This is a genomic window from Pseudarthrobacter sp. PH31-O2 (assembly GCF_030063265.1).
Classification (GTDB): Bacteria; Actinomycetota; Actinomycetes; order Actinomycetales; family Micrococcaceae; genus Arthrobacter.
The window spans coordinates 34,592-55,599 of record NZ_JASIST010000011.1 but is presented as its reverse complement, the minus strand read 5'-3'; the positions used below and the strand labels follow the sequence as shown (position 1 = coordinate 55,599).

The 21,008-nt window shown below is 66.5% G+C and carries 20 protein-coding genes; 6 read left to right on the top strand and 14 right to left on the bottom strand.

The window, feature by feature from the left end; genetic code table 11:
- Positions 1-166: 166 nt before the first annotated feature.
- The 7 genes from QMG72_RS15360 to QMG72_RS15330 all read right to left on the bottom strand — a co-directional run bounded on the left by QMG72_RS15360 (position 167) and on the right by QMG72_RS15330 (position 6,836).
- Positions 167-1,129 carry an ABC transporter substrate-binding protein gene (locus tag QMG72_RS15360; protein WP_282359674.1) on the bottom strand — a complete coding sequence of 321 codons (963 nt, stop codon included), beginning with the start codon at positions 1,127-1,129 and terminating at the stop codon, positions 167-169.
- Positions 1,126-1,872: an ABC transporter permease gene (locus QMG72_RS15355; RefSeq protein WP_226776066.1), complete on the bottom strand. Its 747-nt coding sequence runs from the start codon at positions 1,870-1,872 to the stop codon at positions 1,126-1,128. The genes QMG72_RS15360 and QMG72_RS15355 overlap by 4 nt, the downstream gene beginning before the upstream one ends.
- On the bottom strand, positions 1,869-2,603 hold the full coding sequence (locus QMG72_RS15350; RefSeq protein ID WP_282359677.1) for an ABC transporter permease: 735 nt from the start codon (positions 2,601-2,603) through the stop codon (positions 1,869-1,871). The genes QMG72_RS15355 and QMG72_RS15350 overlap by 4 nt, the downstream gene beginning before the upstream one ends.
- Entirely contained in the window at positions 2,603-3,697 is a 1,095-nt protein-coding gene (locus QMG72_RS15345) for an ABC transporter ATP-binding protein (RefSeq protein ID WP_282359678.1), read from the bottom strand. The genes QMG72_RS15350 and QMG72_RS15345 overlap by 1 nt, the downstream gene beginning before the upstream one ends.
- Before the next feature lie 267 nt (positions 3,698-3,964).
- Positions 3,965-5,137, bottom strand: coding sequence for a ribosome small subunit-dependent GTPase A (gene rsgA / locus QMG72_RS15340; protein WP_282359679.1), 1,173 nt, complete (start codon positions 5,135-5,137; stop codon positions 3,965-3,967).
- 276 nt (positions 5,138-5,413) lie between these two features.
- The gene (locus QMG72_RS15335) at positions 5,414-5,866 is read right to left on the bottom strand and encodes an NUDIX hydrolase (protein WP_226776063.1); all 453 of its coding nucleotides are present in this window, start codon (positions 5,864-5,866) and stop codon (positions 5,414-5,416) included.
- A 25-nt stretch (positions 5,867-5,891) separates the two neighbouring features.
- The gene (locus tag QMG72_RS15330) at positions 5,892-6,836 is read right to left on the bottom strand and encodes an N-acetylglucosamine kinase (protein ID WP_502913762.1); all 945 of its coding nucleotides are present in this window, start codon (positions 6,834-6,836) and stop codon (positions 5,892-5,894) included.
- Positions 6,837-6,872: 36 nt separating this feature from the next.
- On the opposite strand from QMG72_RS15330, the gene QMG72_RS15325 reads away from it, so the two are divergent.
- On the top strand, positions 6,873-7,925 hold the full coding sequence (locus tag QMG72_RS15325; RefSeq protein WP_282359680.1) for a nitronate monooxygenase: 1,053 nt from the start codon (positions 6,873-6,875) through the stop codon (positions 7,923-7,925).
- Positions 7,926-8,022: 97 nt separating this feature from the next.
- Here the strand turns inward: QMG72_RS15325 and QMG72_RS15320 are convergent, their stop codons facing one another.
- Positions 8,023-9,072, bottom strand: coding sequence for a LysR family transcriptional regulator (locus QMG72_RS15320; RefSeq protein WP_282359681.1), 1,050 nt, complete (start codon positions 9,070-9,072; stop codon positions 8,023-8,025).
- Positions 9,073-9,138: 66 nt separating this feature from the next.
- On the opposite strand from QMG72_RS15320, the gene QMG72_RS15315 reads away from it, so the two are divergent.
- Positions 9,139-10,440 (top strand): MFS transporter, encoded by a 1,302-nt coding sequence (locus QMG72_RS15315; protein WP_282359682.1) that lies wholly within the window; start codon positions 9,139-9,141, stop codon positions 10,438-10,440.
- On the opposite strand, the gene QMG72_RS15310 is transcribed toward QMG72_RS15315, so the two are convergent.
- Positions 10,430-11,593 (bottom strand): trans-sulfuration enzyme family protein, encoded by a 1,164-nt coding sequence (locus QMG72_RS15310; RefSeq protein WP_282359684.1) that lies wholly within the window; start codon positions 11,591-11,593, stop codon positions 10,430-10,432. The two genes, QMG72_RS15315 and QMG72_RS15310, sit on opposite strands and share 11 nt — an antisense overlap.
- 133 nt (positions 11,594-11,726) lie before the next feature.
- Between QMG72_RS15310 and QMG72_RS15305 the strand changes: the two genes are divergently transcribed.
- Positions 11,727-12,233 (top strand): Lrp/AsnC family transcriptional regulator, encoded by a 507-nt coding sequence (locus QMG72_RS15305; RefSeq protein WP_226773977.1) that lies wholly within the window; start codon positions 11,727-11,729, stop codon positions 12,231-12,233.
- A 54-nt stretch (positions 12,234-12,287) separates the two neighbouring features.
- Here QMG72_RS15305 and QMG72_RS15300 read toward each other — a convergent pair whose 3' ends face one another.
- Positions 12,288-13,526 carry an MFS transporter gene (locus QMG72_RS15300; protein ID WP_283480965.1) on the bottom strand — a complete coding sequence of 413 codons (1,239 nt, stop codon included), beginning with the start codon at positions 13,524-13,526 and terminating at the stop codon, positions 12,288-12,290.
- Between the two features lie 156 nt (positions 13,527-13,682).
- On the opposite strand from QMG72_RS15300, the gene QMG72_RS15295 reads away from it, so the two are divergent.
- From QMG72_RS15295 to QMG72_RS15285, 3 genes are read left to right on the top strand one after another with little or no spacing between them, the layout of a single operon-like run.
- Positions 13,683-14,213, top strand: a complete 531-nt coding sequence (locus QMG72_RS15295; RefSeq protein ID WP_226773979.1) for an Lrp/AsnC family transcriptional regulator — start codon at positions 13,683-13,685, stop codon at positions 14,211-14,213.
- 7 nt (positions 14,214-14,220) lie between these two features.
- Positions 14,221-15,216, top strand: a complete 996-nt coding sequence (gene corA / locus QMG72_RS15290) for a magnesium/cobalt transporter CorA (RefSeq protein WP_226773980.1) — start codon at positions 14,221-14,223, stop codon at positions 15,214-15,216.
- A gap of 38 nt (positions 15,217-15,254) precedes the next feature.
- On the top strand, positions 15,255-16,961 hold the full coding sequence (locus QMG72_RS15285) for an ABC1 kinase family protein (protein ID WP_282359687.1): 1,707 nt from the start codon (positions 15,255-15,257) through the stop codon (positions 16,959-16,961).
- A 44-nt stretch (positions 16,962-17,005) separates the two neighbouring features.
- Here the strand turns inward: QMG72_RS15285 and QMG72_RS15280 are convergent, their stop codons facing one another.
- From QMG72_RS15280 to QMG72_RS15265, 4 genes are all read right to left on the bottom strand, one after another.
- On the bottom strand, positions 17,006-17,320 hold the full coding sequence (locus QMG72_RS15280) for a hypothetical protein (RefSeq protein ID WP_226773982.1): 315 nt from the start codon (positions 17,318-17,320) through the stop codon (positions 17,006-17,008).
- An 86-nt stretch (positions 17,321-17,406) separates the two neighbouring features.
- A complete protein-coding gene (locus QMG72_RS15275; protein ID WP_283480963.1) occupies positions 17,407-18,999 on the bottom strand; it encodes an ABC-F family ATP-binding cassette domain-containing protein in 1,593 nt (530 codons plus the stop codon).
- Between the two features lie 61 nt (positions 19,000-19,060).
- Entirely contained in the window at positions 19,061-20,164 is a 1,104-nt protein-coding gene (locus tag QMG72_RS15270) for a N5-glutamine methyltransferase family protein (RefSeq protein ID WP_283480962.1), read from the bottom strand.
- 248 nt (positions 20,165-20,412) lie between these two features.
- Positions 20,413-20,880 carry a GatB/YqeY domain-containing protein gene (locus tag QMG72_RS15265; protein WP_226773985.1) on the bottom strand — a complete coding sequence of 156 codons (468 nt, stop codon included), beginning with the start codon at positions 20,878-20,880 and terminating at the stop codon, positions 20,413-20,415.
- Positions 20,881-21,008: the final 128 nt, after the last annotated feature.

The window sequence follows — 21,008 nt, the reverse complement described above, 5'->3', positions numbered from 1 at the left end:
TCATCAAATATGCCATATGGCGGATGTAGTTCCGGCGAGATCTGACTCACAACACCGGGCCGCCGTCACAGGCGGAAAAACCGCGACGGCGGCCGCCGGCCCGCCCCGCATCCGCAGGGAAGTCCGGCCACCGCCGTCGTTCCTCAGAAAAAGCCGGGGGCAGGCCCTACTTGACCAGTCCCTTGTCCTTGAGCCAGGCCGCAGCAGCGTCCTTCGGGTTTTGCTTCTGGCTGCCGCTGACAGCCCGGTTGAGGTTAATCAGGTCTTCGGTGGTGAGAACCTTCGAGACCGCGTTCAGGGTTTCCTTCGCCTTGTCCGTCATCTTGGCCTTGTTGTACAGCGGGAGGACCTGCTGGGCGATGAAGTTGTCCTTCGGGTCCTCGAGCACCACCAGGTCGTTGTCTGCGATGGACGGAGTGGTGGTGTAGATGTCGGCTACCTGGACCTGGTCCGAGAGGAGGGCCTTGAGCGTGACGGCACCCCCGCCGTCGCTGAACGGTTCCAGCTTCTTGGGCACGCAGTCGTAGTTCTTCTTCAGGCCGGGGAGCCCGTAGGCGCGCTCCGCGAAGGTCGCCGGGGCACCCACCACGATTTCGCTGCAGACTTTGGCGAGGTCCTCGATCGACTTCAACTGGTACTTCTCCGCAGTGGCCTTGGTCACAACCATCGCGTCCTTGTCCTCTGCCTTGGAAGCCTCCAGCACGGCCAGTCCCTCAGGCAGCTTCTCCGAGAGTGCCTTGTAGATGTCTCCCGCGGAGACCTCCGTGGCGTCCTTGCTCACGTGCAGCAGCAGGTTTCCGCTGTAATCGGGAATGACGTCCACTGATCCGTCCTGGACCGCCTTGAAATAAACCTCGCGGGAACCGATGTTCGGCTTGGTGCTTGCCGTGACGCCGGCCCCGTTCAGTGCACCGGCGTAGACCTCGGCGACGATCTGGCTTTCAGGGAAATCGGCCGAACCGATTACGAGGGCCGCGCCGGAACCGGAGCCGGTTCCGGCAGAGGCGGGTGCGGTGGAGAGCGGATCGGATGAGCCGCCGCAGGCGGACAATGCCATGGCCAGGCCGACGCCGGCGGCCAGGCCGCCGAATGCGCGCCTGCCGAGTGCTCGTTGGCGGGTTTCCTTCATGACGTACCTCCTTGAACAACAGTCCCCGCTGGTACGGGGTCTGTGAGATCAACCGCAGCCTGATGGCTTCGGTTTGGCTGTGATGCGGTTCCCCGGGACAGGAAGAGCCGCTGGATGAGGGCAAGGGCCAGGTCGACGGTGATCGCGAGGCCGGCGATGAGCAGGGAGCCGCCCAGCATCTGCGGGAAGTCTGAGAGCACAAGCCCGTCGAACAAGTAGCGGCCAAGCCCCCCCAGGTTGATATATGCGACGACCGAGACGGTGGCGATGGCCTGGAGTGTACCGGTCCGGAATCCGCCGTACATCACGGGCAGCGCGTTGGGAAACTCGGCCCGGAAGAGCACCTGGAGTTCGGTCATGCCCATGGCCCGCGCGGCGTCGACGACGTTCCGGTCCACACTGGAAATGCCGGCATAGGTGCCGGCGAGCAGCGGCGGCACGGTCAGGATCACAAGCGCCCAGATCGGCGGCATCAGTCCGATGCCGGCCAGCAGGACAAAGAGCGTCAGCAGGCCGAGGGTCGGCAGCGCACGCAGGGCGCCGGCGAGAGCAACAACGGCGACCCGCCCGCGCCCGGTATGCCCGACGTAGAGGCCGATAGGCACCGCAATGGCGGTGGCGATCAGCATCACCAGGCCGGTGTACAGCAGGTGCTCCACGAGACGTTCCGGGATGCCGGCGCTGCCCGTCCAGTGCTTGGGGTCGCCGAGCCATGCGAAGGTTTCGGTCACGACGTTGCTCATGCGTTTCCCCCGCCCGTCTTGGGACGGGCGAACCGGAGCGCCGCGGCCTTGGTCCCCGGCGTGTGGTGGCCGGATTCGGTGCCGGCAGCCGGGGCGGCCGCGGCACGGTTCCAGGGTGTCAGCAGCCGCTCCAGCAGGACCAGGACAGCGTCCATCACCAGCGCGAGAATCAGGATGGCGATGATGCCCACCATCACTTCGGTGACGAAATCGCGCTGCAGCCCGGAGGTGAAAAGCATACCGAGGTTGCCGATGCCCAGCAGGGCCGCGACGCTGACCAGTGAGATGTTACTTACTGAGACGACGCGCAATCCGGCAAAAAGCACCGGCAGGGAAAGCGGCAGATCGATCTGCAGGAAGCGGGCAAAGGGCTTGAAGCCCATGGCGACCGCCGCCTGCCGGAGGTCCTCGTCGACGGAGTCAAAAGCATCCAGGGTGGCACGTACCAGCAGGGCGACGGCATAGAGGGTCAGGGCAACAACCACGTTGACCGGGTCCAGGATCCGCGTCCCCAGCACGGTCGGCAGGATGATAAAAAGCGCCAGGGACGGGATGGTGTACAGCAGTGAGGACGCCGTCACCAGCACGGACCGCAGTCCGCGGTTCTGCCGCGCAAATTGTGCCACCGGCACTGCAATCAGCACTCCGAAAACCATCGGCAAGATGGCCAGGACGAGGTGTTGCCCGGCGAGCCTGTAGACCTGAGCGCTGTTTGCCAGGAACCATTCCATCAGAGCGCGCCGTGCCGGACGTGCCGGTCCGATTCGATCACGGCGAGGACTTCTTCAGCGGTGATAACGCCGGCCACCCGGCCGTCCTCGTCCACGACGACGCCGAGACCGGAGGGCGAGGACAGGGCCGCGTCGAGCGCGCGGCGGAGCGTGTCGCCCTTGCGGAAGAGAGACCCGCCGGGAACCGATTCGGACCCCATGCCCGGGCCCGACCAGCCCAGCGGACGCAGGTCGTGACCGACCAGCAGTTGCCAACCGGCGGCGTCGTTGCCGGCGAGTTTGAGTTCATCGGCAGTAACGGTCCTGGCAGGGTGCACTGTGACGCCGTCGGACGGGCTGAAAGCGAGGTGGCGGAAGCCGCGGTCCCGGCCCACAAACGAGGCCACAAAGTCGTTGGCGGGGGCACGCAGGATCTCTTCCGGAGTTGCGTACTGCGCCAGTTTGCCACCCAGGCCAAAGACAGCCACCTTGTCCCCCAGCACCGTGGCCTCGTCAATGTCGTGCGTGACGAACACGATGGTCTTGGCCAGGTCGCGCTGTAGCCGCAGGAGTTCCTGCTGCAATTCGTCGCGGACCACCGGGTCCACGGCGCTGAAAGGCTCATCCATCAGCAGCACGGGCGGGTCCGCGGCAAGCGCACGCGCCACTCCCACACGCTGCTGCTGGCCGCCGGACAGCTGAGAGGGATACCGTTTGCCCAGCGCGGACGCCAGCCCGACGACGTCGAGAAGTTCGTGTGCGCGTTTGAGCGCCTCGGCCTTGGACACGCCGTTGAGCCGGGGAACCGTGGCGATATTGTCCAGTACCGAGCGGTGCGGCATCAGCCCGGAAGACTGCATCACGTAGCCCATGGAGCGGCGCAGCTTCGCCGCCGGCCCTGTCGTAACGTCCTCGCCACCCACTGTGATGGATCCCGACGTCGGCTCGACCATCCGATTGATCATCCGCAGCGAGGTGGTCTTGCCGCACCCCGACGGCCCGACAAAGACCGTAATGGCTGCCTTGTCGATGGACATGGTCAGGTCATCGACGGCCGGCGCGCCGCCCTGGTACTGCTTGGTGACGTTCTGGAACTCGATCATGGCTTCAGCCATTTCCGGGCTTACCTAACTGTTGGCGGCAATATCGGACGGTCCAGCTTGCTGATCTTAGGCATGCTGATTTTTGACTGTAAAGCAGTAGGACCCAGCGTAGCCAGCGCTACTGACAAAGTCAGGAAAAAGCAGTGAAATCGTCAAGGGCGCTGTTGCTGACTTAATGATTCGTAGGGCGGCCGGTTTTGGATGGGTGCCGCAGGAAAAAACTTCCGCCGCGGCACCCACCCTTGCGCTACGGCACATCCCGCGGCACCCTGCGCAGTGTCACCGGTGCCGCCGGCCGGCCCCTGGCTGCCCGCTCCGGCCTCTCCTGCCGCGTCTTACACCTTGGTTTTCCGCAGCCTCGTGGCTGTCCCGCGCCGCCGCCCGCTGGCTTTTACCGGCGTCGGCGATCTGTTGCTGCCGCCCCCGCGCAAAAGCGCGGTCGGCGGCAGCATCATGCCGCCGGGACAGGGCTTTGAGTTCACGCTGCAGTTTCAGGTAGCTCTCCCAGCGGCGGTCATCGAGGGATCCGTCACCGAGTGCGCCCTGCACGGCACAGCCGGGTTCGCTGCCGTGGGCGCAATCGGAAAACCGGCACCGTGCGAAGAGCTCCTCGAGATCGCCGAACATTTGCGCCATCCCGCCGTCGGCATCGAAGAGCCCGAAGCCTCGAACCCCCGGAGTGTCCATCAGCACCGCACCGCCGGGCAGAGGCACCAGTTCGCGGGAGGTGGTGGTGTGCTTTCCTTTGCCGTCACCGGCGCGGACTGCTCCCGTATCCTGGACCCGGACGCCGGCGAGGGCGTTGATAAGAGTCGACTTACCGGCCCCCGAAGGGCCCAGCAGCACAAGGGTGCCGCCGGGCGGGAGGTGGCCCAGCAGTTCGTCGAGGCCGTCACGCTGTTCCGCGGAGGTGGTGATTACCGCGACGCCGGCGGCCTGGCGAATTACGGTGCCAACGACGTCGTCCGCGATGTCGGCAAGGTCCGCTTTGGTGATGATGACCATCGGTGTGGCACCCGAGTCCCACGCGGCGACGAGGGTCCGTTCCAGCCGGTTATGGCTAAGCGGCCGGTCCACGGGCACCACAATGCCGACGACATCCATGTTGGCGGCGAGGACCTGTGCCTCGGACGAGCCTTCAAAGGCGCGTTTGCGGCTCAGTTCCGAGTGCCGCGGGAGAATCCCGGTGATGGCAGCCTCTCCAGCCGCGTTGGATCCCAGCCAGGCCCAGTCCCCGGTGACGGGCAGTGCGCCGTTGCCGGGGTAGGGCAAGTGGAGGGTCGTATCGCAGGTGGCGATGAGGACCAGGTTTCGGTCCACCCTGATGATCCGCCCCGTGCCGGTGCCGCCGGGCACAGGGTGGGCCGCGTACCGATCGGCGATGCCGGCAGTGAAGCCGTAGGCCGCGGGGCCCACAAGCAGTTGCTTGGTTTTGGCCGGGCTGGCGCCCATGGCGCCTGGACGTGCAGAAGAAGATCTCAACGAGGAACCCTTAGGTGGGCCCCGGTGCGCGTGCCGCGCTGCGGGTTCGTTTGAACCTCGCCGAGTTAGGGCTGGCGGTTGCTGCTGACCGGGGAAAAAATATGGGGCTGGCTGGTGGTGGCGCGCAGTGCGCACAGTTCGGTTGCAGTCATCATCTCCACCTCCCGCGTCACTTCCAGAATGCCGCCGCATATTTTGCCGACGGTCCCAGCCTAACCGGGCTCCCCCGCCCTGGCTAGGACGCCGTCAGGAGACTTTTCCGTTGACTGGCCGCTCGCGGCGGAGCCGGAGCGCCGCGTCGACGAGCGAGACCTTGTTCAGCCCTTCGACCTCGGCCAACGGAATCCAGGCCGCGTGTGTGGTGCTGCCGTCCACCTCGTGCCGTAAGTGCCCGCCGGTGACCGTCGCCTCGTAGACGAGCCGGAGCGATTGGAAGTCCCGTTCACCGCCGTCGATCCGGATCTCAGCCGGCCAATGGCCAACATCAATCCCCAGCATGGCACCGACTTCGGCGTGGTACCCCGTCTCCTCGTAAACCTCACGGCGGCAGCCGTCGACAGGGTGCTCGGCCAGGTCAAGGCCGCCCCCCGGCAGGGTCCAGCCTTCCTTGCCACCTTGCTTCCAATACGCCAGGAGGATGGCGCCGTCGCGGATGATGACCGCGTACGCGGCGGGGCGGGTGTCGAAGTTCAGGCTCATTGCTCCAGCGTAGTAGCCGGCCGGATCAGCCTCGGCGCTGCTCGGCTACCAGCCGCAGCACTCCAAAGACGGGGTCCTGCGCCAGGACGCGGACGTCGGTGATGCCCGCATCGGCCAGCGCGGCCCGGAAGGATTCCTGCAGGAGCTGCACGTTCATACCCAGTCCGCCGCCCAGGATTACCGGGCCCTGGCTGCCCAACTGCCGGACCGTCTGCACCGCGAGGGAAGCGAGATCCCGTCCGGCCTGGTCCACCAGCTCCTGGCTGGCGGCGTGGCCGGCGAGGGCGGCATCGACCACCAGCCGGGCCCGCTCGGCCCAATACCGGCGCCCCGTGTCCGCAGAATGGAACAGCGCGATCAGTTTGTTGGGTTCATCCGCACCGCAGGATGCCAGCAGCGCCGTGGTGAGCTGGTCCGGTTCCAGCCCCTGATTCATCCGGCGAAGGCTGTGGCGTACCGCCTCACGGCCCAGCCAGTAGCCGCTGCCCTCGTCTCCGAGCAGGTAGCCCCAGCCGCCGGCCCGGGCTTCCTCGCCGCCACTGTTCCGGCCCCAAGCAGCCGAGCCCGTTCCGCCAATAACAGCGACGCCGGTGGTGGCGCCGCCGGCCGCCAGCAGGAGCCGCGAATCGTGGACCACTGTGATGCGGGCACCCGGCACGTTAGGGGCGATCAGGGCGGCGAGCGCCGCGGCGTCGTCATCGGTATCGATGCCACCGGCGCCCGCATAGACCTGGGAAACCTTGCCGCCGCCGATCCTGGCGAAGAGCTCCACGAGGTTCAGGGCAGCCTCTTCGCGGCTGACATTTTGGACGTTGGAGCTGCCTACGGATTCGTCGGCCACTGCCTTGCCGGCCTCAAAGCGCACGCCGCGCGTCTTGGTCCCGCCGATATCAAGGCCGATCACGGCACCCGTGGCGGGCGCGGTCGGGAGAACAGGGTCCGCCGCCGGCGGGATGTCAGAATGAGTCACCGGACCAGACTACTGAATCACCGACAGGAGTGAGCAATGTCGCACCACATCTTCGACTCGCGCATCATCGCCGCCCCGATGGCCGGCGGAGCATCAACTCCGGACTTTGTGAAAGCGGTGCACGATGCCGGCGGCTTGGGTTTCCTGGCCGCAGGCTACAAAACCGTGGAGGCCATGCAGGCGGAGATCCGCAGCTCGCGCGCCCTCGGGGGCCGGTTCGGGATCAATGTCTTTGTGCCGGACCCCGCCCAGCTGCCACCGTCCGCAGCGTTACGCGCGCAGCTTGAGGACTATCGCGGCAGCCTGCGCGCGGATGCCCTCCGGTACGGCATTGATATCCCGCCGCTGCGGCTTGATGACAACGACCAGTGGCCGGGCAAAGTCGAGTTATTGATGGCAGATCCGGTGGAACTGGTCAGCTTTGTGTTCGGCCTGCCGGGCACCGACGTGGTGCGCGCGCTGCATCGGGCCGGCTCCGCTGTGCTTGCGACCGTCACGACGGTTTCCGAGGCGCTGGAGGCCGCAGGACAGGGCGTGGACGCACTGGTGGTGCAGCACGGCAGCGCCGGCGGCCACAGTGCGGCCTTTCAGCCGGGCGCCACGGGGCGCGGCCACAACCGCGGCGGCGGCGGCGGCGGGCCAGGCTCGACGGCGGAACTTGTCACAGCGGTGCGGGCCGCCGTCGGGATCCCGCTGGTGGCTGCCGGCGGAGTGATGGACCGGGCGGGAGTCGAGGAGGTTCTGGCCGCGGGGGCCCAGGCGGCGCAGCTGGGCACCGCGTTCCTCCGCACGGCCGAAAGCGGCGCCCGGCAGCTGCATAAGGATGCCCTCGCCAGTCCGCACTTCACCCGGACGGCGCTGACCCGGGCCTTCACCGGACGGCCGGCCCGGGCCTTGGTTAACGACTTTGTCCGGGACCATCCCGATGCCCCGGACGCTTACCCGGCTGTGCACCACCTGACCGCCCCGCTGCGCGCCGCTGCTGCCGCCGCAGGGGACGGAGAGCGGGTCAACCTCTGGGCCGGGACGGGCTGGCAACGGGCCCGGGCCGGATCCGTTGCGGAGGTAGTGGCGGAGCTGCTGGGCTGACGGCCGGAAGGGATACCGCCGGCTCGCGGCTTTCGGACGTACTCGCGGTTTCGATGCGGCGAGCCCGGATCGAACCCGCTAGCGGATGACGGCGGTTTCAGGCGCCGGAGCGCTCGCGGACGAAGCCTGCCAGGAGTGCAGGGCCTTCACTGAGCACCAGCTCCCGGAACAGGCGCACCGGGTACGGCTCGGGGCCTGCTCCCCCGCGCCGTTCCCGCCAGGCCAGGCCAATCTCCCGAAAGGCGAGGCCTGAATCCAGTGCGAGCTCCACCCAGCCAAGGTCGCCGGGCTGCGCGGCGCCCTCGGGGGCAGGGGCAGGGCCGCCGGGGGCAGGGGCAGGGCCGCCGGGGGCAGGGGCAGGGCCGCCGGGCGGGAGGATGCTGACGCCGAGCCCTGCCGAGACGAGTCCCCTGGCGGTGTGGGTGTCCTGGCTCTCGAACGCGATGCGGGGCCGGAAACCAGCTTCCCGGAACAACGCGTCTGTCAGCGAGCGCATGCCATAGCCGGGACCCATCGCCACGAAGGGTTCGCCCCGGATCTCCGCCAGAGCGGCCCGACGGCGTCCCGCGAGCGGGTGCCTGTGGTGCACAACGAGCCGCAACGGTTCCCGGTACAGGGCAGCGGAGGAGATCAGCCGGCCGGGAACCGCGACAGGGGCGGTCAGCGCCAGGTCTGCCGCACCGGCAGCCAACTCCGCCAGGCAACCGGCCCGTGCCCCCTGGCTGAGGTCGAAGGCCGGCTGGGGATGCCGGACGCGGAAGGCGCTGATCAACAGCGGCAGCATTGCCTCCCCGAAGGTGTGCTGGAAGGACACCGCGATCCGGCCCCGTGCCACCTCCGACTCATGCCGGACCAGGTCCAGGCCGGACTGGAACTCGCCCAGCGCAGCCTCGATATGCGGAAGGAGCGCCCTGGCCGCGGAGGTCAGCCGCACGCCGCGGCCGTCACGGATCAGCAGTTCGGTTCCGATGATGCTGCTGGCCCTCGCGATTCCCCGGCTGACTGTCGATTGTGGCAGTCCCAGCACTTCTGCCGTCGCAGTAATGTGCTGGGTCCGTCCGAGCTCGGCCAGCAAAGGAAGCAGCGGCAGCAGCTGGGCCATCTGTTTGTGCTCCACGCCCGTCGACCAATCTTTCCATCGTTCCATATTTGCTATTGATTCTATGGGAAACATGCATTGGAGACATGCCTTTGGGGAGCCTATCCTGAGATCATGCCCCGACGCCTGCGCCGCCAACTCCCCACCGCAGGCTCCGCGGCAACACCGGGCGTCATCGGCGTGGCGGGGCCGGCCTGGCCAGGGCACGCCAGGGGATCCGCGGCCTACACGAAGATTCTTGCCGGACTGGCCTTTGCCGGCGTCGCCACCTTCGCGCAGTTGTACTCCACCCAGGCGGTCCTGCCGATGATGGCAACGGAGTTGCAGGTCACGGCAGCCGAGGCGGCACTGACGATCTCCGTAGCCACTGCGGGGCTTGCCGTGACGGTACTTCCTTGGTCGTTCCTGGCCGACCGCATCGGCCGCGTCCGTGCCATGATGTGGGGCATCTCGGCGGCGACGGTCCTGGGCCTGATGGTCCCGCTCGCCGCCAGCCTCCCGATCTTGCTGGGCCTGCGGATGCTCGAAGGAATGGCCCTGGGCGGCATCCCCGCCATCGCCATTGCATACCTGCATGAGGAGGTCAACAAGGCCCACGCGGCGCTGGCGGCCGGAACATATGTCGCCGGCACCACCCTGGGCGGGCTGGCCGGCCGGCTGGTTGCCGGCTTTGTCGGCGAACTCTGGGGTTGGCGGGCCGCTGCCCTGGCCGTCTCGCTCCTCGCGGCCGCGGCGGCCGCCATGTTCCTGCTCCTGGTGCCCCGGGCCAGGGGCTTCACGGCGGCAACGGCCGGCGGCTTTCGCGGCGCGCTCCGCACTCTGGCCGGACACGCCCGGAACCCGCGCCTGATGGCCCTCTACATCCAGGCATTCCTGCTGATGGGCGGATTCGTGGCCGTCTACAACTACCTTGGCTTCCGGCTTTCCGGGGAACCCTTTGGCCTGCCGGCCACTATTGTCAGCCTGATCTTCCTGGCCTACCTTGCCGGCACTGTCTCCTCCCGCTGGGCCGGCGGACTCACTGCGCGGTTCGGGCGGCGCACTGTGCTGATCGCAGGAACGATGCTGATGGTGGCCGGCCTGGCCCTGACACTGCTTCAATTGCTGGCGCCCATCCTGGTGGGCCTGCTGCTGTTCACAGCCGGCTTTTTCGCGGCGCACAGCGTCGGCGCTGGCTGGACCGGGGTAATTGCCAGGACCGGCAGGGCCCAGGCAGCCTCGCTCTACAACCTCGCCTACTACCTCGGATCCAGCGTCATCGGCTGGGCCGGCGGACTGGTCTTCCAGTCACTTGGCTGGGCGGCCCTGGCCCTGGCCGTGATCGGGCTGGCCGGCACGACGGCTGTGATCACCGCCGTCGTGCACCCCGCCCGGCAGGCGGCCCCGGCCGCTGCTCCGGCTCCGGCTAGCGGGTAGCTTCGATGGCCTGCACGAGGTCAGCCACAACGTCGGCCGGGTCTTCCAGGCCAATCGAGACCCGCAGCAGGCTGGCATTCGGTTTAGCCTCGGCTGCAACCGGCCGGTGCGTCAGCCCAGCCGGATGCTGGATCAGGGTGTCGATGCCGCCGAGCGAAACCGCATGCGTAATCATGCCGACCGCACCGGGAATCCGTTCGGCCTGCTCAGCGCTGCCCACCTCGAACGCGATCAGCGAGCCCGGACCCGCCATCTGGCTGCCGATCAGCCCCTGCGGATCGCACTCGGGCAGCCCAGGGTAGAAGACACGCCGAACGAGCCCGTGCCCGGCCAGGGCGACCGCAACCTTCTGCGCACTGGCTTGCTGAGCGCGCACCCGGACCGGGAGCGTGGCGAGGCCGCGGTGGAGCAGGTAGGCCGGCCACGGTGTGAGAATGCCGCCGGTGACGGCCCGGATCTGGCGCAGCCGCGTGCTCCATTCGGGAGCGGCAGCCACCACACCGCCCATCGCATCGCCATGTCCGCCGAGGAACTTGGTGGCGCTGTGCAGGACCATATCGGCACCAAGGTCGAAGGGCTGCTGAAGGATGGGGCTCGCGAAAGTGTTGTCAACCAGAAGCGGGACGCCGTCCGCCGCTGCGGCCACCCGGGCAATATCGACGAGTTCCAGGCTCGGGTTAGCCGGCGTCTCAAGGATCACCAGTCCGGTATCGGGCCGGAGCGCGGCGTGCACACCGTCCGGGGTGGCGAATGTAACGTCATTGCCAAGCACCCCCGATGCCAGCAGATAGTCGCTCCCGCCGTACAGCGGCCGCACCGCGACCACATGCTTCTTTTCGGTCGCGACGACCGCTAGCAATACAGCACTAAGCGCGGCCATACCGGTGGCAAATGCGACCGCCTCCGGTGTCTTTTCGAGGACGGCGACGCCTTCTTCGAACCGCGCAACGGTCGGATTCCAGAGCCGCTGGTAGACGGTGCTCTGCCCTTCCAAATGAGCGCCGCCGGTGGCCATGTGTTCATAGGCGAGGCCCCCGTCGTGCACGGACGGAAGCGGCGCGGTGGTGGAAAGATCGATCGGCACAGCGTGAACGCCCAGTTCCGTGAGGCCGTTCCGGCCGGCGTGGACTGCCAGCGAGTCTTGAGAAAGCACCGTTGCTCCTTATGAATATTCACCATTGAATACCAGAAGTATCCGGCAATAATTCGGAGTTTTGTAGGGTCGACGAATGGAAGTGCCGGAATCAGCCGCTTATGATGAACTGACAACACACCAAGGAGGACCCGTGGGCAGCAGTGCGAAGAATCTTCGGCCCGGAGCCAGCTCCGGCGAGCCGTTGGACGCCATCGACGAGCGCTTGCTCGCGGCCCTCGTGGCCGACGCCAGGATCTCCAACAAGCAGCTCGCCGAACTGGTCGGCATCGCTCCGTCCACGGCCCTGATGCGCACCAGGGCGCTAACCGAACGCGGCATCATCGAAGGCTTCGAGGCGAAGCTGAGCCTGTCCGCGATCGGCCGTTCCGTGCAGGCCCTCATTGCCGTCAGGCTCCGGGCCCACGACCGCGAGCAGATCGACCGCTTTACCGCCCGGGTCCCGAAGCTCCCTGCAGTCCTGTCCACGTTCCACACCTCGGGTTCGGTCGATTACCTGCTGCATATCGCAGTCGCCACCACTGAAGATCTGCGGGACTGGGTGCTGGACAACCTGGCCACCGACCCGGTCGTGGGCCACACCGAAACCACCCTCGTGTTCGACCACATCCAGGGAAACCTGGGCCCGCTGCCGGATTAGGACTACCGTCCGCCGCCGTCCGGTGCGGCTCTCAGGTCAGGCCCGGCGATCACGTCAGGCCCGGCGCAACGCCCCGCGCAGCGTGATCAGAGCAAGGACACCCGCTGCGATGGCGCAGAGCACAACGAAGCCCGTGACCGCAGTCTGCAGGCCAACGACCCCGGCTGCCAGCCCAAGCCCGATGACGGGAAACGCGCTGCCCAGGTAGGTAATGACGTAGACGGTGCTGATGATCTGTGCGTGGCGGGACGCCTCGACCCTTCCGGCAACATCATTGAATACTGTCCGGAAGGAGACTCCCTGTCCGATTCCGGCGGCCACGCTTGCGGTGATCAGCAGCCACGGGCTGCTCCACGCGGCAGCCGCGGCGATCAGCAGCACCGACACGGCCAGCACGCCCAGCCCGGCAGGCACCACAAAACGGCCCCGGACGGCGAGGAGTTGGCTGAGCGCGGAGGACCCGAGCGTCAGTCCCGCCAGCAGCCCGATCAGCGGCCGCGAATCGGCGTGCACAATCTGGGCGAAATAGCCAGGCGCCAAGGAGAGACAGAAGCCGAAGACGGTGAAACTGAGAAAGCCCACCGAGGACGCCAGCCAAAATGCCCCGCGCGCCTCGCTGGAGACCGATGGCCGGCGCGGCGCCAGCACCCGCAACGGCTGCGGACCCGCGATCGAGGTGATGGCCGGACGGGCCTTCAGCAGGTACAGCGGGACCAGCAGCCCTGCAAGTAGCAGCGAATGCAGGTAGTACGGAGTCGAGGTGGGCCCCGGCAGCATCGAAAGCACTCCCCCGATGGCGGGACCGGCCGCCACGCCGCCCGCCGACGCCAGCAAGGTGAACCTCGACGCCCACTCGGGACGGCTGGGCAGCAGCTCGCGCAGCGCCGCCGAACTGGCGCCGGTGGCGAGCGCCACAGCAATGCCCTGCAGCGCCCGGCCGGCACACAGCGCGAACATGCTGTCCGCCGTTGCAAACACCGAACCTCCCGCAAGGCCCACCAGCACCGAAAGCATCAGCGCTGCCCGCCGGCCGATGTGGTCGGACCAGTGGCCTGCCAGGATCAGGGTGGCCACCAGCGCCAGTACATAGGCGGAAAACGCCACAGTGATATCCAGGGCGGTGATGCCAAGCTTGGCCTGCAGCAGCGGGTAGATCGGGGTCGCTAGATTCGCGCCGACAAGCAGCGTGAAGATCACGGCGCCGGCCATCACCAGCCGGGCCGTAGTGGAGGCGTCCCAGCCCCAGCGTTCTGCCGTGGCGGGGCGCATGCGAAGCTCGCTGAAGACCGTCATATCCATGCCCTTGCGTAAAACCGGACCGCGTATTCCCTGTGATGGGGGAACGGCCAGCCCGTGATGATTTGATACATCAAGAATGGGGCATTGCTGATCGAGTCAGCCTATTTTCATGCCAAAATTGATCAAAACAGTCAAGCTGCTACCGTCAAAATGAACCGGAGTGATGATTTGAACAGCCTGGACCCCACCGACCTGAAAATCCTGCTGGCGCTGATCCGGGATCCGCGGGTACAGATTGGCGAGCTCAGTGAAACGTTGGGCATCGCGCGCAACACCGCCCAGTCCCGGGTAAGGCGCATGCAGCGTTCCGGTTTGCTGCACGACGGCGGCCGCGAAATCGACCTGGAGGCGGTGGGCTACGACGTCGTCGCATTCGTCACCATTGAGGTGAACCACCGGGAACTCGACGGTGTGGTGGGCGCACTGCGCCTGATTGCACAGGTCCTGGAAGTGCACGAGATCTCCGGACGCGGCGATGTCTGGTGCCGCGTTGTGGCCACCGACACCCACAACCTCCAGGTTGCCCTTCGCTCCATCCTTCGGGTCAAAGGCGTCATCCGGACCGAGACAGTCCTGGCCCTGCATACCCATATCCCCTACCGGACCGAGCCGCTGATTAGCCGGCTGGCCTTGGGCGGCGCGGCGGCTCCAGCAGCCCCGCGGGCGCAGAAGCCGGGATAATGGTCCCGTGACTATCATCGATAACGCCGTCTACGTTGACGGCGTCCGCAGCGTCGAGCCGCAGAGCCTCGAACAGACCTTTGACATCCTGAACCGGCAGGGCGGCATGGCGTGGGTTGGCCTCTACCGGCCGACCGAAGACGAAATGGCCGCTGTCGCCGCGGAGTTTGGACTGCATCCGCTCGCCGTAGAGGATGCAATTTCCGCCCATCAGCGACCCAAACTGGAACGTTACGATGACAACCTCTTCACTGTGCTGCGGCCCGCACGGTATCTGGACGAGACTGAAACAGTGGAGTTCGGCGAACTCCACGTATTCACTGGCAGGAACTTTGTGGTCACCATCCGGCACGCCGAGAGCGGCGGGGTGGCGCAGGTGCGGCGACAGTTGGAACAGCGTCCAGAGCTCCTCAGCCACGGCCCGGAGGCTGTCCTCTACGCCCTGATGGACCAGGTAGTGGACGATTACGTTCCCGTCGTGGCGGGACTGGAAAATGATATCGACGAGATCGAAGACCAGCTGTTCAGCGGCGATTCCACTGTTTCACGGCGGATCTACGAACTGGCCCGGGAAGTCATCCAGTTCCAGCGGGCCATCCACCCGCTGCCGGCGATGATGCAGCTGCTGCGGCGGGGATTCGAAAAATACGGCGTGGACATCGATCTCCAACACAAGCTCCGCGACGTCGAAGACCACGTGGAGCGGCTGATTTCCCGCGCTGATTCCTTTCGCGACCTGCTGCAGAACGCACTCACCCTCGATGGCACGCTGACCGCCAACCGGCAAAACGAGGCCAGCGCCGAGCAGAACGAGCAGGTAAAGAAAATTTCGTCGTGGGCGGCAATTTTCTTCGCCCCGTCATTTGTCGCGGGCGTCTACGGGATGAACTTCGTCCGGATGCCCGAACTGCAGTGGGCCTACGGCTACCCAATGGCCATCGGGCTGATGGCCGGAACCGCAGCGCTGATGTACACGATCTTCAAACGGAAGGACTGGCTGTAGCCGACCCCGCCCGGCAGGTCCGCGTGTAGTCTGGCGTCATGAGCGCGCGGCGGGACCGGTTCCGGGACATCGTGGAGATCCTGACCAAGCACGGGCTGGGCTTCGCGCTGGCACACTTCGGGCTGGACAGGTTCCGGCCCGCCGGCGGGAACGCGGGACAGGATCACCATCGGCCACCCCGGGAAGCGAGCCTGCCGGTGCGCGTCCGGCTCGCCTTGGAAGACCTCGGGGCCGTGTACATCAAGTTCGGCCAGATCATCTCAACGCGAACGGACCTACTGCCTCCGGAGTACGCCACCGAACTGGCCAAACTCCAGGACGCATCCCCGCCCGTTGCTGCTGGGCAGGTCCGTGCGGTGATCGCCGAGGAACTCGGCAGCGCGGCGGACTGGCTGCTCGAATCGCTGGAGGACAATCCGCTCGCCACCGGTTCCATCGGCCAGGTCCACTGCGCCCGGATCGCGCCGGACCCGGCAGACCTTGCGAAAACTGTCCCGGGTGACACTGCCGGTGGCGGCCGGAATCTCGACGTTGTGGTCAAGGTCCGCCGGCCCGGCGTTGTGGACCAGATCAATGAGGATCTGGAGCTCGTGGCCGAGCTCGCCAAACGGGCCGAGCGGGCGTCCACGAGGGCAGCCGGACTCCATCTGGCTGCCCTCGTCGACGAGTTCTCCCAGACCCTGCGCGCAGAACTGGACTACCTGCAGGAAGCCAGGAACGCGGAGCACTTCGCCGCAAATTTCGCCGCCGACAACCGGGTCCATATTCCCAAGGTCTTCTGGGACACGACCACATCCCGGATCCTCACGCTGGAGCGTATCCGCGGCATCAAAGTCAACGACGCCGCCGCGTTGCAGGCTGCGGGAATCAACACCGGCATGCTCGCCCACGAGGCGTGCAGCATCTTGCTGAAGATGGTTTTCGAGGACGGCTTCTTCCACGCCGACCCGCATCCCGGGAACTTCTTTGTGGAACCGGACGGGCGCCTGGGCATCATTGACTTCGGCATGGTAGGCCGAATCAGCGACGGCACCCGCGAACACCTGGTCCGGATGCTCCTGGCCGTCGTGGAACAGGACGCCGCCCGGCTGACCACGGCCCTGGTCCGCCTGTGTGCGGCTCAGGCAAACGATGGCTTGGCCGAACTGCAAGCGGACCTGGGCCGGCTTGTGGACCGTTACGCCGGCCGGCCGCTGGCCGAGATTGCGATCGTGGCAGTCCTTTCGGAGCTGGCGGGCCTGTTGCGCAAATACCGGCTGCGGTTGCCGCGGGAGATGGCCCTGCTGCTGAAGATGCTGGTCATGGCGGACGGGCTGGGCAAACAGCTGGACCCCCGATTCGAGCTGACCACCCAGCTGGGCCCTTACACGCAGAAGATTATCCTCGGCTCGCTGTCACCGGAAGCCCTCACGGAGCGACTGGCGAAGCTCGGCCGGGAGGCCCTGCGCTTCGGGGCAGATGCGCCGGAAATCCTGCGCCGAATGGTCGAGGTCCTCGAGCGCGGTGGCATCGACATTCATTTCCGCGCCGATGAACTGGACCGGCTCATGGACAAGGCGGAGAAGACCGGGAACCGGATTGTCGCCGGGCTTATCACCGCAGCCCTGATCAACGCCGTCGGGGAGCTGGTGTCAGTCCAGCCGGACCGCTGGCGGAACTGGCCGAAAACACTCTTCGCCGCCGGTATCGGCGGCGTCGGCGCGCTGGGCGCCTACCTCGCCGTAACCGCCCGGCACCGGAAATAGCGGCCCCGCCGGAGTCGCCGTCAGCGGCGTCGCCGGAGTCGCCGTCAGCGGCGTCGCCGTGCCTGTGCGAGCAGCCGGCTGAATGCCAGGATGAACACGGCCTCGATGAGCACCATCAGCCCGAGCAGGAGCCACTGGCCTTGGCTGCTGAAGGCGACGGCGCCAACCACCACCAGGATGGTGCCGAGCGTCAAGGCATAAACGGCGAAGCCGACGGCCACTTTCGCACTGCGCACGCCCGTGCGGAAACCGAACCCGACGGGTTCACCGCCGGGGTAGCCGCGCACCCGGTCGGGCTGCGCCGGAGTGAGCTTGTCGAACTCATCCCACGGGTCCCGGTCCGGATCTTGCGTAGCCATGGTTCGATTATCCCGCTTCAGGGCCACCAGCGCAGTCCCGGGGCGTTTAAACCGCCGGCAAGGTGGATGCCCCGGTGGACGAACACCTAGGCGACACGGACATCGATTTCACCGGGGGCTGCGCCGTCGGCGCCGAACACCACGTGGCGGTTGGCGATTTTCTCGCTGAAGAAACGGTCGTGGCTGACCACCACCACGGCACCGGGAAAGTGCATCAGCGCACGTTCCATGACCTGGGTGCTGGACATGTCCAGATGGTTGGTCGGCTCATCCAGCAGCAGGACCGAGGCGCCGGAGAGGAGGCACTGCGCCATGGCGACGCGCGCCTTCTGCCCGCCGGACAGGTTCCCGATCTTCTGCTTGAGGTCGGCCTCGGAGAACTGGAACATCGCCAGGAACCGGTTAACGGACTTCTTCGTGGCGCTAAAGGCCAGGCTGTCAGGCAGCGCATTGACCGCGTGCGACACCGTATCGGCGTCGTCGAGGTCCTCAAGCATCTGGTTGTAGGAGACAAAACCGGGACCCTTGGCCCAGGCCACCGCACCGGAATCGGCCTGCTCTTCGCCCGTCAGCACCTTCAGCAGCGTGGACTTGCCAGTGCCGTTGGAGCCAAGGATCACAATCCGGTTCCCCCGCCGGATCTCGAAGCTCAAATTCTCGAACAGCAGCTTGTCCCCATAGGCCTTGCCCAGCCCCTCCACACGGCAGAGGACGTCCTTGACGTGCAGGCCGCCGTAGATCTCCGTGACGATCTGGTCGACGGGACGCGGTGTGCGGGACTTCTTAATCTTGGCCAGCTGGTTCCCCAGCCCGCGGCCGGCCGCTTTGGCGGCTTCGCGCCGGTCGGCAATCCCCTCGGCTTCAAAGGCCAGCAGTTCAGATTCGTGCACAAACTGCTGCTCGAGGGTTTTGAGTCGGAACTGTTTTTGCACCACGTATTCGCCGAAGTTGCCCGGGTATTCGTGCAGGTGGAAGTTCTCAACCTCGATGATCCGCGTGACCACGGCGTCCAGAAATTTCCGGTCGTGCGAGACGATGATTGCGGCGCCCTTGAAGTCCCGGAACCAGCTTTCGAGCCACTCGACACCGGCGACGTCCAGGAAGTTGGTGGGCTCATCGAGCAGGAGCACGTCGGGGCCTTCGAGCAGGATCTTGGCCAGCGCCGCACGGTTGCGCCAGCCTCCGGAGAGTTCGTCGATCGCGCAGCGGCGGTGGGCCTCGTCGAAGCCCAAGGTGGTCAGAACGGTATCGATGCGCCGCGGGTAGTCCCAGCCGTCGAGCCGTTCCATGTCCTCGAAGAGCTCAGCCTGCCTGCTGATCAGCCGGTCCAGTTCGCTCTCGGCGGGACCATCGGCGATGGCGGAATCGATGGCGGCCAGTTCCGCCTCGACCGTCTTGATGTCGGAAAACAGCGCATCGAGTACTTCCAGGATGGTCGCTTCACCGTTGAGTTCCGAGAACTGGGAGAAGTAGCCCACTTTGGTATCCAGCTCCAGGGCGACGGTGCCGGTGTCCGGTGTGACCTGGTCGAGGATGAGCTTGAGGACGGTGGTCTTGCCGGAGCCGTTTTTCCCGATCAGGCCCACCCTGTCCCCGGCTTCAAGGCGGAAGAACGCCTCGCGAAGGATCTGGGTGTTCTCGAAGCGCACACTGACATCTTGCAGCCGGATCAGGCTCATGGGTTGTTCTTTCTTGGTGATGGGTTCGGAACAGCAATTGTGCGTCTGGCGCGGCGCAGCACTAACGGATTGCGAGCCGCCATAGGGAGGTGACCTCGGCTGCGCGGGCGGCGAACAGCGGATCGTTGCGGTCTGATGCCTTGGGGTGGGTTGGCCTGGTGTCGAGCCGTTCCAGTACTTTCAGGCCGGCCGCCTCGATGGCGTCAATCAGTTCCTTACGGGACCGCAGCCCCAGGTGTTCCGCCAGGTCCGACAGGACGAGCCAGCCTTCGCCGCCTGGTTCCAGGTGGTCGGGAAGTTCGTTCAGGAAACGGAACAACATCCGGCTGCCGGGGTCGTAGACGGCGTTGTCGAGGGACGAATGCGGCGTCGCCGGAATCCAGGGCGGATTGCACACGATCAGTGGTGCGCGCCCGGGCGGGAACATATCGGTCAGGACCGCCTCGGCACGGTCCTCGACCCCCAGACTCCGGAAGTTTTCGCGGGCACACGCGACCGCGCGGTGTTCATTGTCGGTTGCCAGCACACGCTGGACGCCGCGCCGGGCGAGGACAGCTGCCAGTACCCCGGTGCCGGTGCCGACGTCGAACGCCAGCGTGTGCGATGGCAGCGCGGCCGCGGCCACCAGGTCCACGTACTCACTGCGGGTCGGGAAAAACGTGCCGTAGTGCGGATGGATGCGGCCCTGCAGGGCGTCCACGTGGACACCGTTCCGCCGCCACTCGTGCGCTCCGATAGCCCCGACCAGCTCATGGAGCGACACCACCGACGGTTCGCTGATGGTCCCGTATGCCGCCTCGGCGGCCGCGCGGATGTCCGGGGCGCGCCGTAGCGGCACCACCGGGCCCGGATCAAGCGGAATCAGCAACAAGCCGAGAACGCGTGCGCGGTGCGACCGGGACTGCCTGTGGCGGTAGAACTCATCGGCAGGTGCGGCAGCGGCCTTCTTTTTCCCGGCCCCAAGCCGCCGGTCCAGGGCGTTGAGGATTTGACGCGCATTGTGGAAGTCACCGTGCCAGAGCATCGCGATGCCCTGGGACGCCATCCGGTTCGCGTCATCGGCTGTCAGGGAATCGGTGACCACCTCGATACGCGACGGCGCCGGCCTGCCGTTCGCTGAGCGCCAGTGGGCGGTCTTGCCCTGGCCGGCCTCGGCCCACGTCACGACGGCGGGATCATCCGGTGCCGGTGCCCGAGGGGGCTTGCGGGCCAGCGTTAGGGGTGCCGGCGGGCGGCCAGGAACGGCGGTAGTAATAAGAGTTCCAATCCCAGAGTCCGAGGGGCGGATCGGAGACTGACGTTTGCGGCGGAAGCCCGCGGGACCGCCATGCGGGGCACCCTCTCAGGATACAGGGGGCCGCTGGGGGCTCACTCCGGGCGAGCTCACCGCACGCCCGGTCATCCGCTTGTTATTCACTGCGTGATGCGGCTGCGCACAATCTCGCTGACGGCCCTGCCGTCGAAACGTCCGGCGACCTTCGCCGTCACTGGCTTCATCACGGCACCCAGCTGGCGGATGGTCAGTTCACTGCCGTCAGCCGTGAGGGAAGCGACGACCTCATCGACAATTGCTTCCACTTCGGCCTTGCTCAGGGCTTGCGGCAGGTATGCCTCGATGATTTCGGCTTCTGCGATTTCGGCGGCGGCCCGCTCCGACTCCCCCGCTTCGATGTAAATACGGGCCGTGTCGCGGCGTTTGGCGGCTTCCTTCTGCAGCAGGGATGTCACCTGGGCATCGTCCAACACGATAGGGGTCTTACCGGACTTTTCGCGTGTTTCGATTTCACCCAGGACGTTGCGCACCGTGGTGAGTGCAACCTTGTTGCGGTCCTTCATGTGGCCGACGACGTCGGCATGCAGGCGTTCCTTCAGGGTGGTCATGGTTCTCCTCGTCTTATCGAACAGGATATCGGCATACCGGACCAGGGCAGTGACCCGGGCCGGCTGCCGCACCCGTTCCGGGCCGCAAGGGTGGGTCCGCAAGGGGCAGCGGGAGGGTCCGGCAGCGC

Bases quoted from the DNA above. Each gene is read 5' to 3' on its own strand.
- QMG72_RS15350 (WP_282359677.1), bottom strand. From the start codon at position 2,603: ATGGAATGGTTCCTGGCAAACAGCGCTCAGGTCTACAGGCTCGCCGGG.
- QMG72_RS15325 (WP_282359680.1), top strand. From the start codon at position 6,873: ATGTCGCACCACATCTTCGACTCGCGCATCATCGCCGCCCCGATGGCC.
- QMG72_RS15360 (WP_282359674.1), bottom strand. From the start codon at position 1,129: ATGAAGGAAACCCGCCAACGAGCACTCGGCAGGCGCGCATTCGGCGGC.
- QMG72_RS15295 (WP_226773979.1), top strand. From the start codon at position 13,683: ATGAACCGGAGTGATGATTTGAACAGCCTGGACCCCACCGACCTGAAA.
- QMG72_RS15285 (WP_282359687.1), top strand. From the start codon at position 15,255: ATGAGCGCGCGGCGGGACCGGTTCCGGGACATCGTGGAGATCCTGACC.
- QMG72_RS15280 (WP_226773982.1), bottom strand. From the start codon at position 17,320: ATGGCTACGCAAGATCCGGACCGGGACCCGTGGGATGAGTTCGACAAG.
- QMG72_RS15320 (WP_282359681.1), bottom strand. From the start codon at position 9,072: ATGGAACGATGGAAAGATTGGTCGACGGGCGTGGAGCACAAACAGATG.
- QMG72_RS15335 (WP_226776063.1), bottom strand. From the start codon at position 5,866: ATGAGCCTGAACTTCGACACCCGCCCCGCCGCGTACGCGGTCATCATC.
- QMG72_RS15315 (WP_282359682.1), top strand. From the start codon at position 9,139: ATGCCCCGACGCCTGCGCCGCCAACTCCCCACCGCAGGCTCCGCGGCA.
- QMG72_RS15355 (WP_226776066.1), bottom strand. From the start codon at position 1,872: ATGAGCAACGTCGTGACCGAAACCTTCGCATGGCTCGGCGACCCCAAG.
- QMG72_RS15300 (WP_283480965.1), bottom strand. From the start codon at position 13,526: ATGACGGTCTTCAGCGAGCTTCGCATGCGCCCCGCCACGGCAGAACGC.
- QMG72_RS15345 (WP_282359678.1), bottom strand. From the start codon at position 3,697: ATGGCTGAAGCCATGATCGAGTTCCAGAACGTCACCAAGCAGTACCAG.
- QMG72_RS15265 (WP_226773985.1), bottom strand. From the start codon at position 20,880: ATGACCACCCTGAAGGAACGCCTGCATGCCGACGTCGTCGGCCACATG.
- QMG72_RS15275 (WP_283480963.1), bottom strand. From the start codon at position 18,999: ATGAGCCTGATCCGGCTGCAAGATGTCAGTGTGCGCTTCGAGAACACC.
- rsgA (WP_282359679.1), bottom strand. From the start codon at position 5,137: ATGGGCGCCAGCCCGGCCAAAACCAAGCAACTGCTTGTGGGCCCCGCG.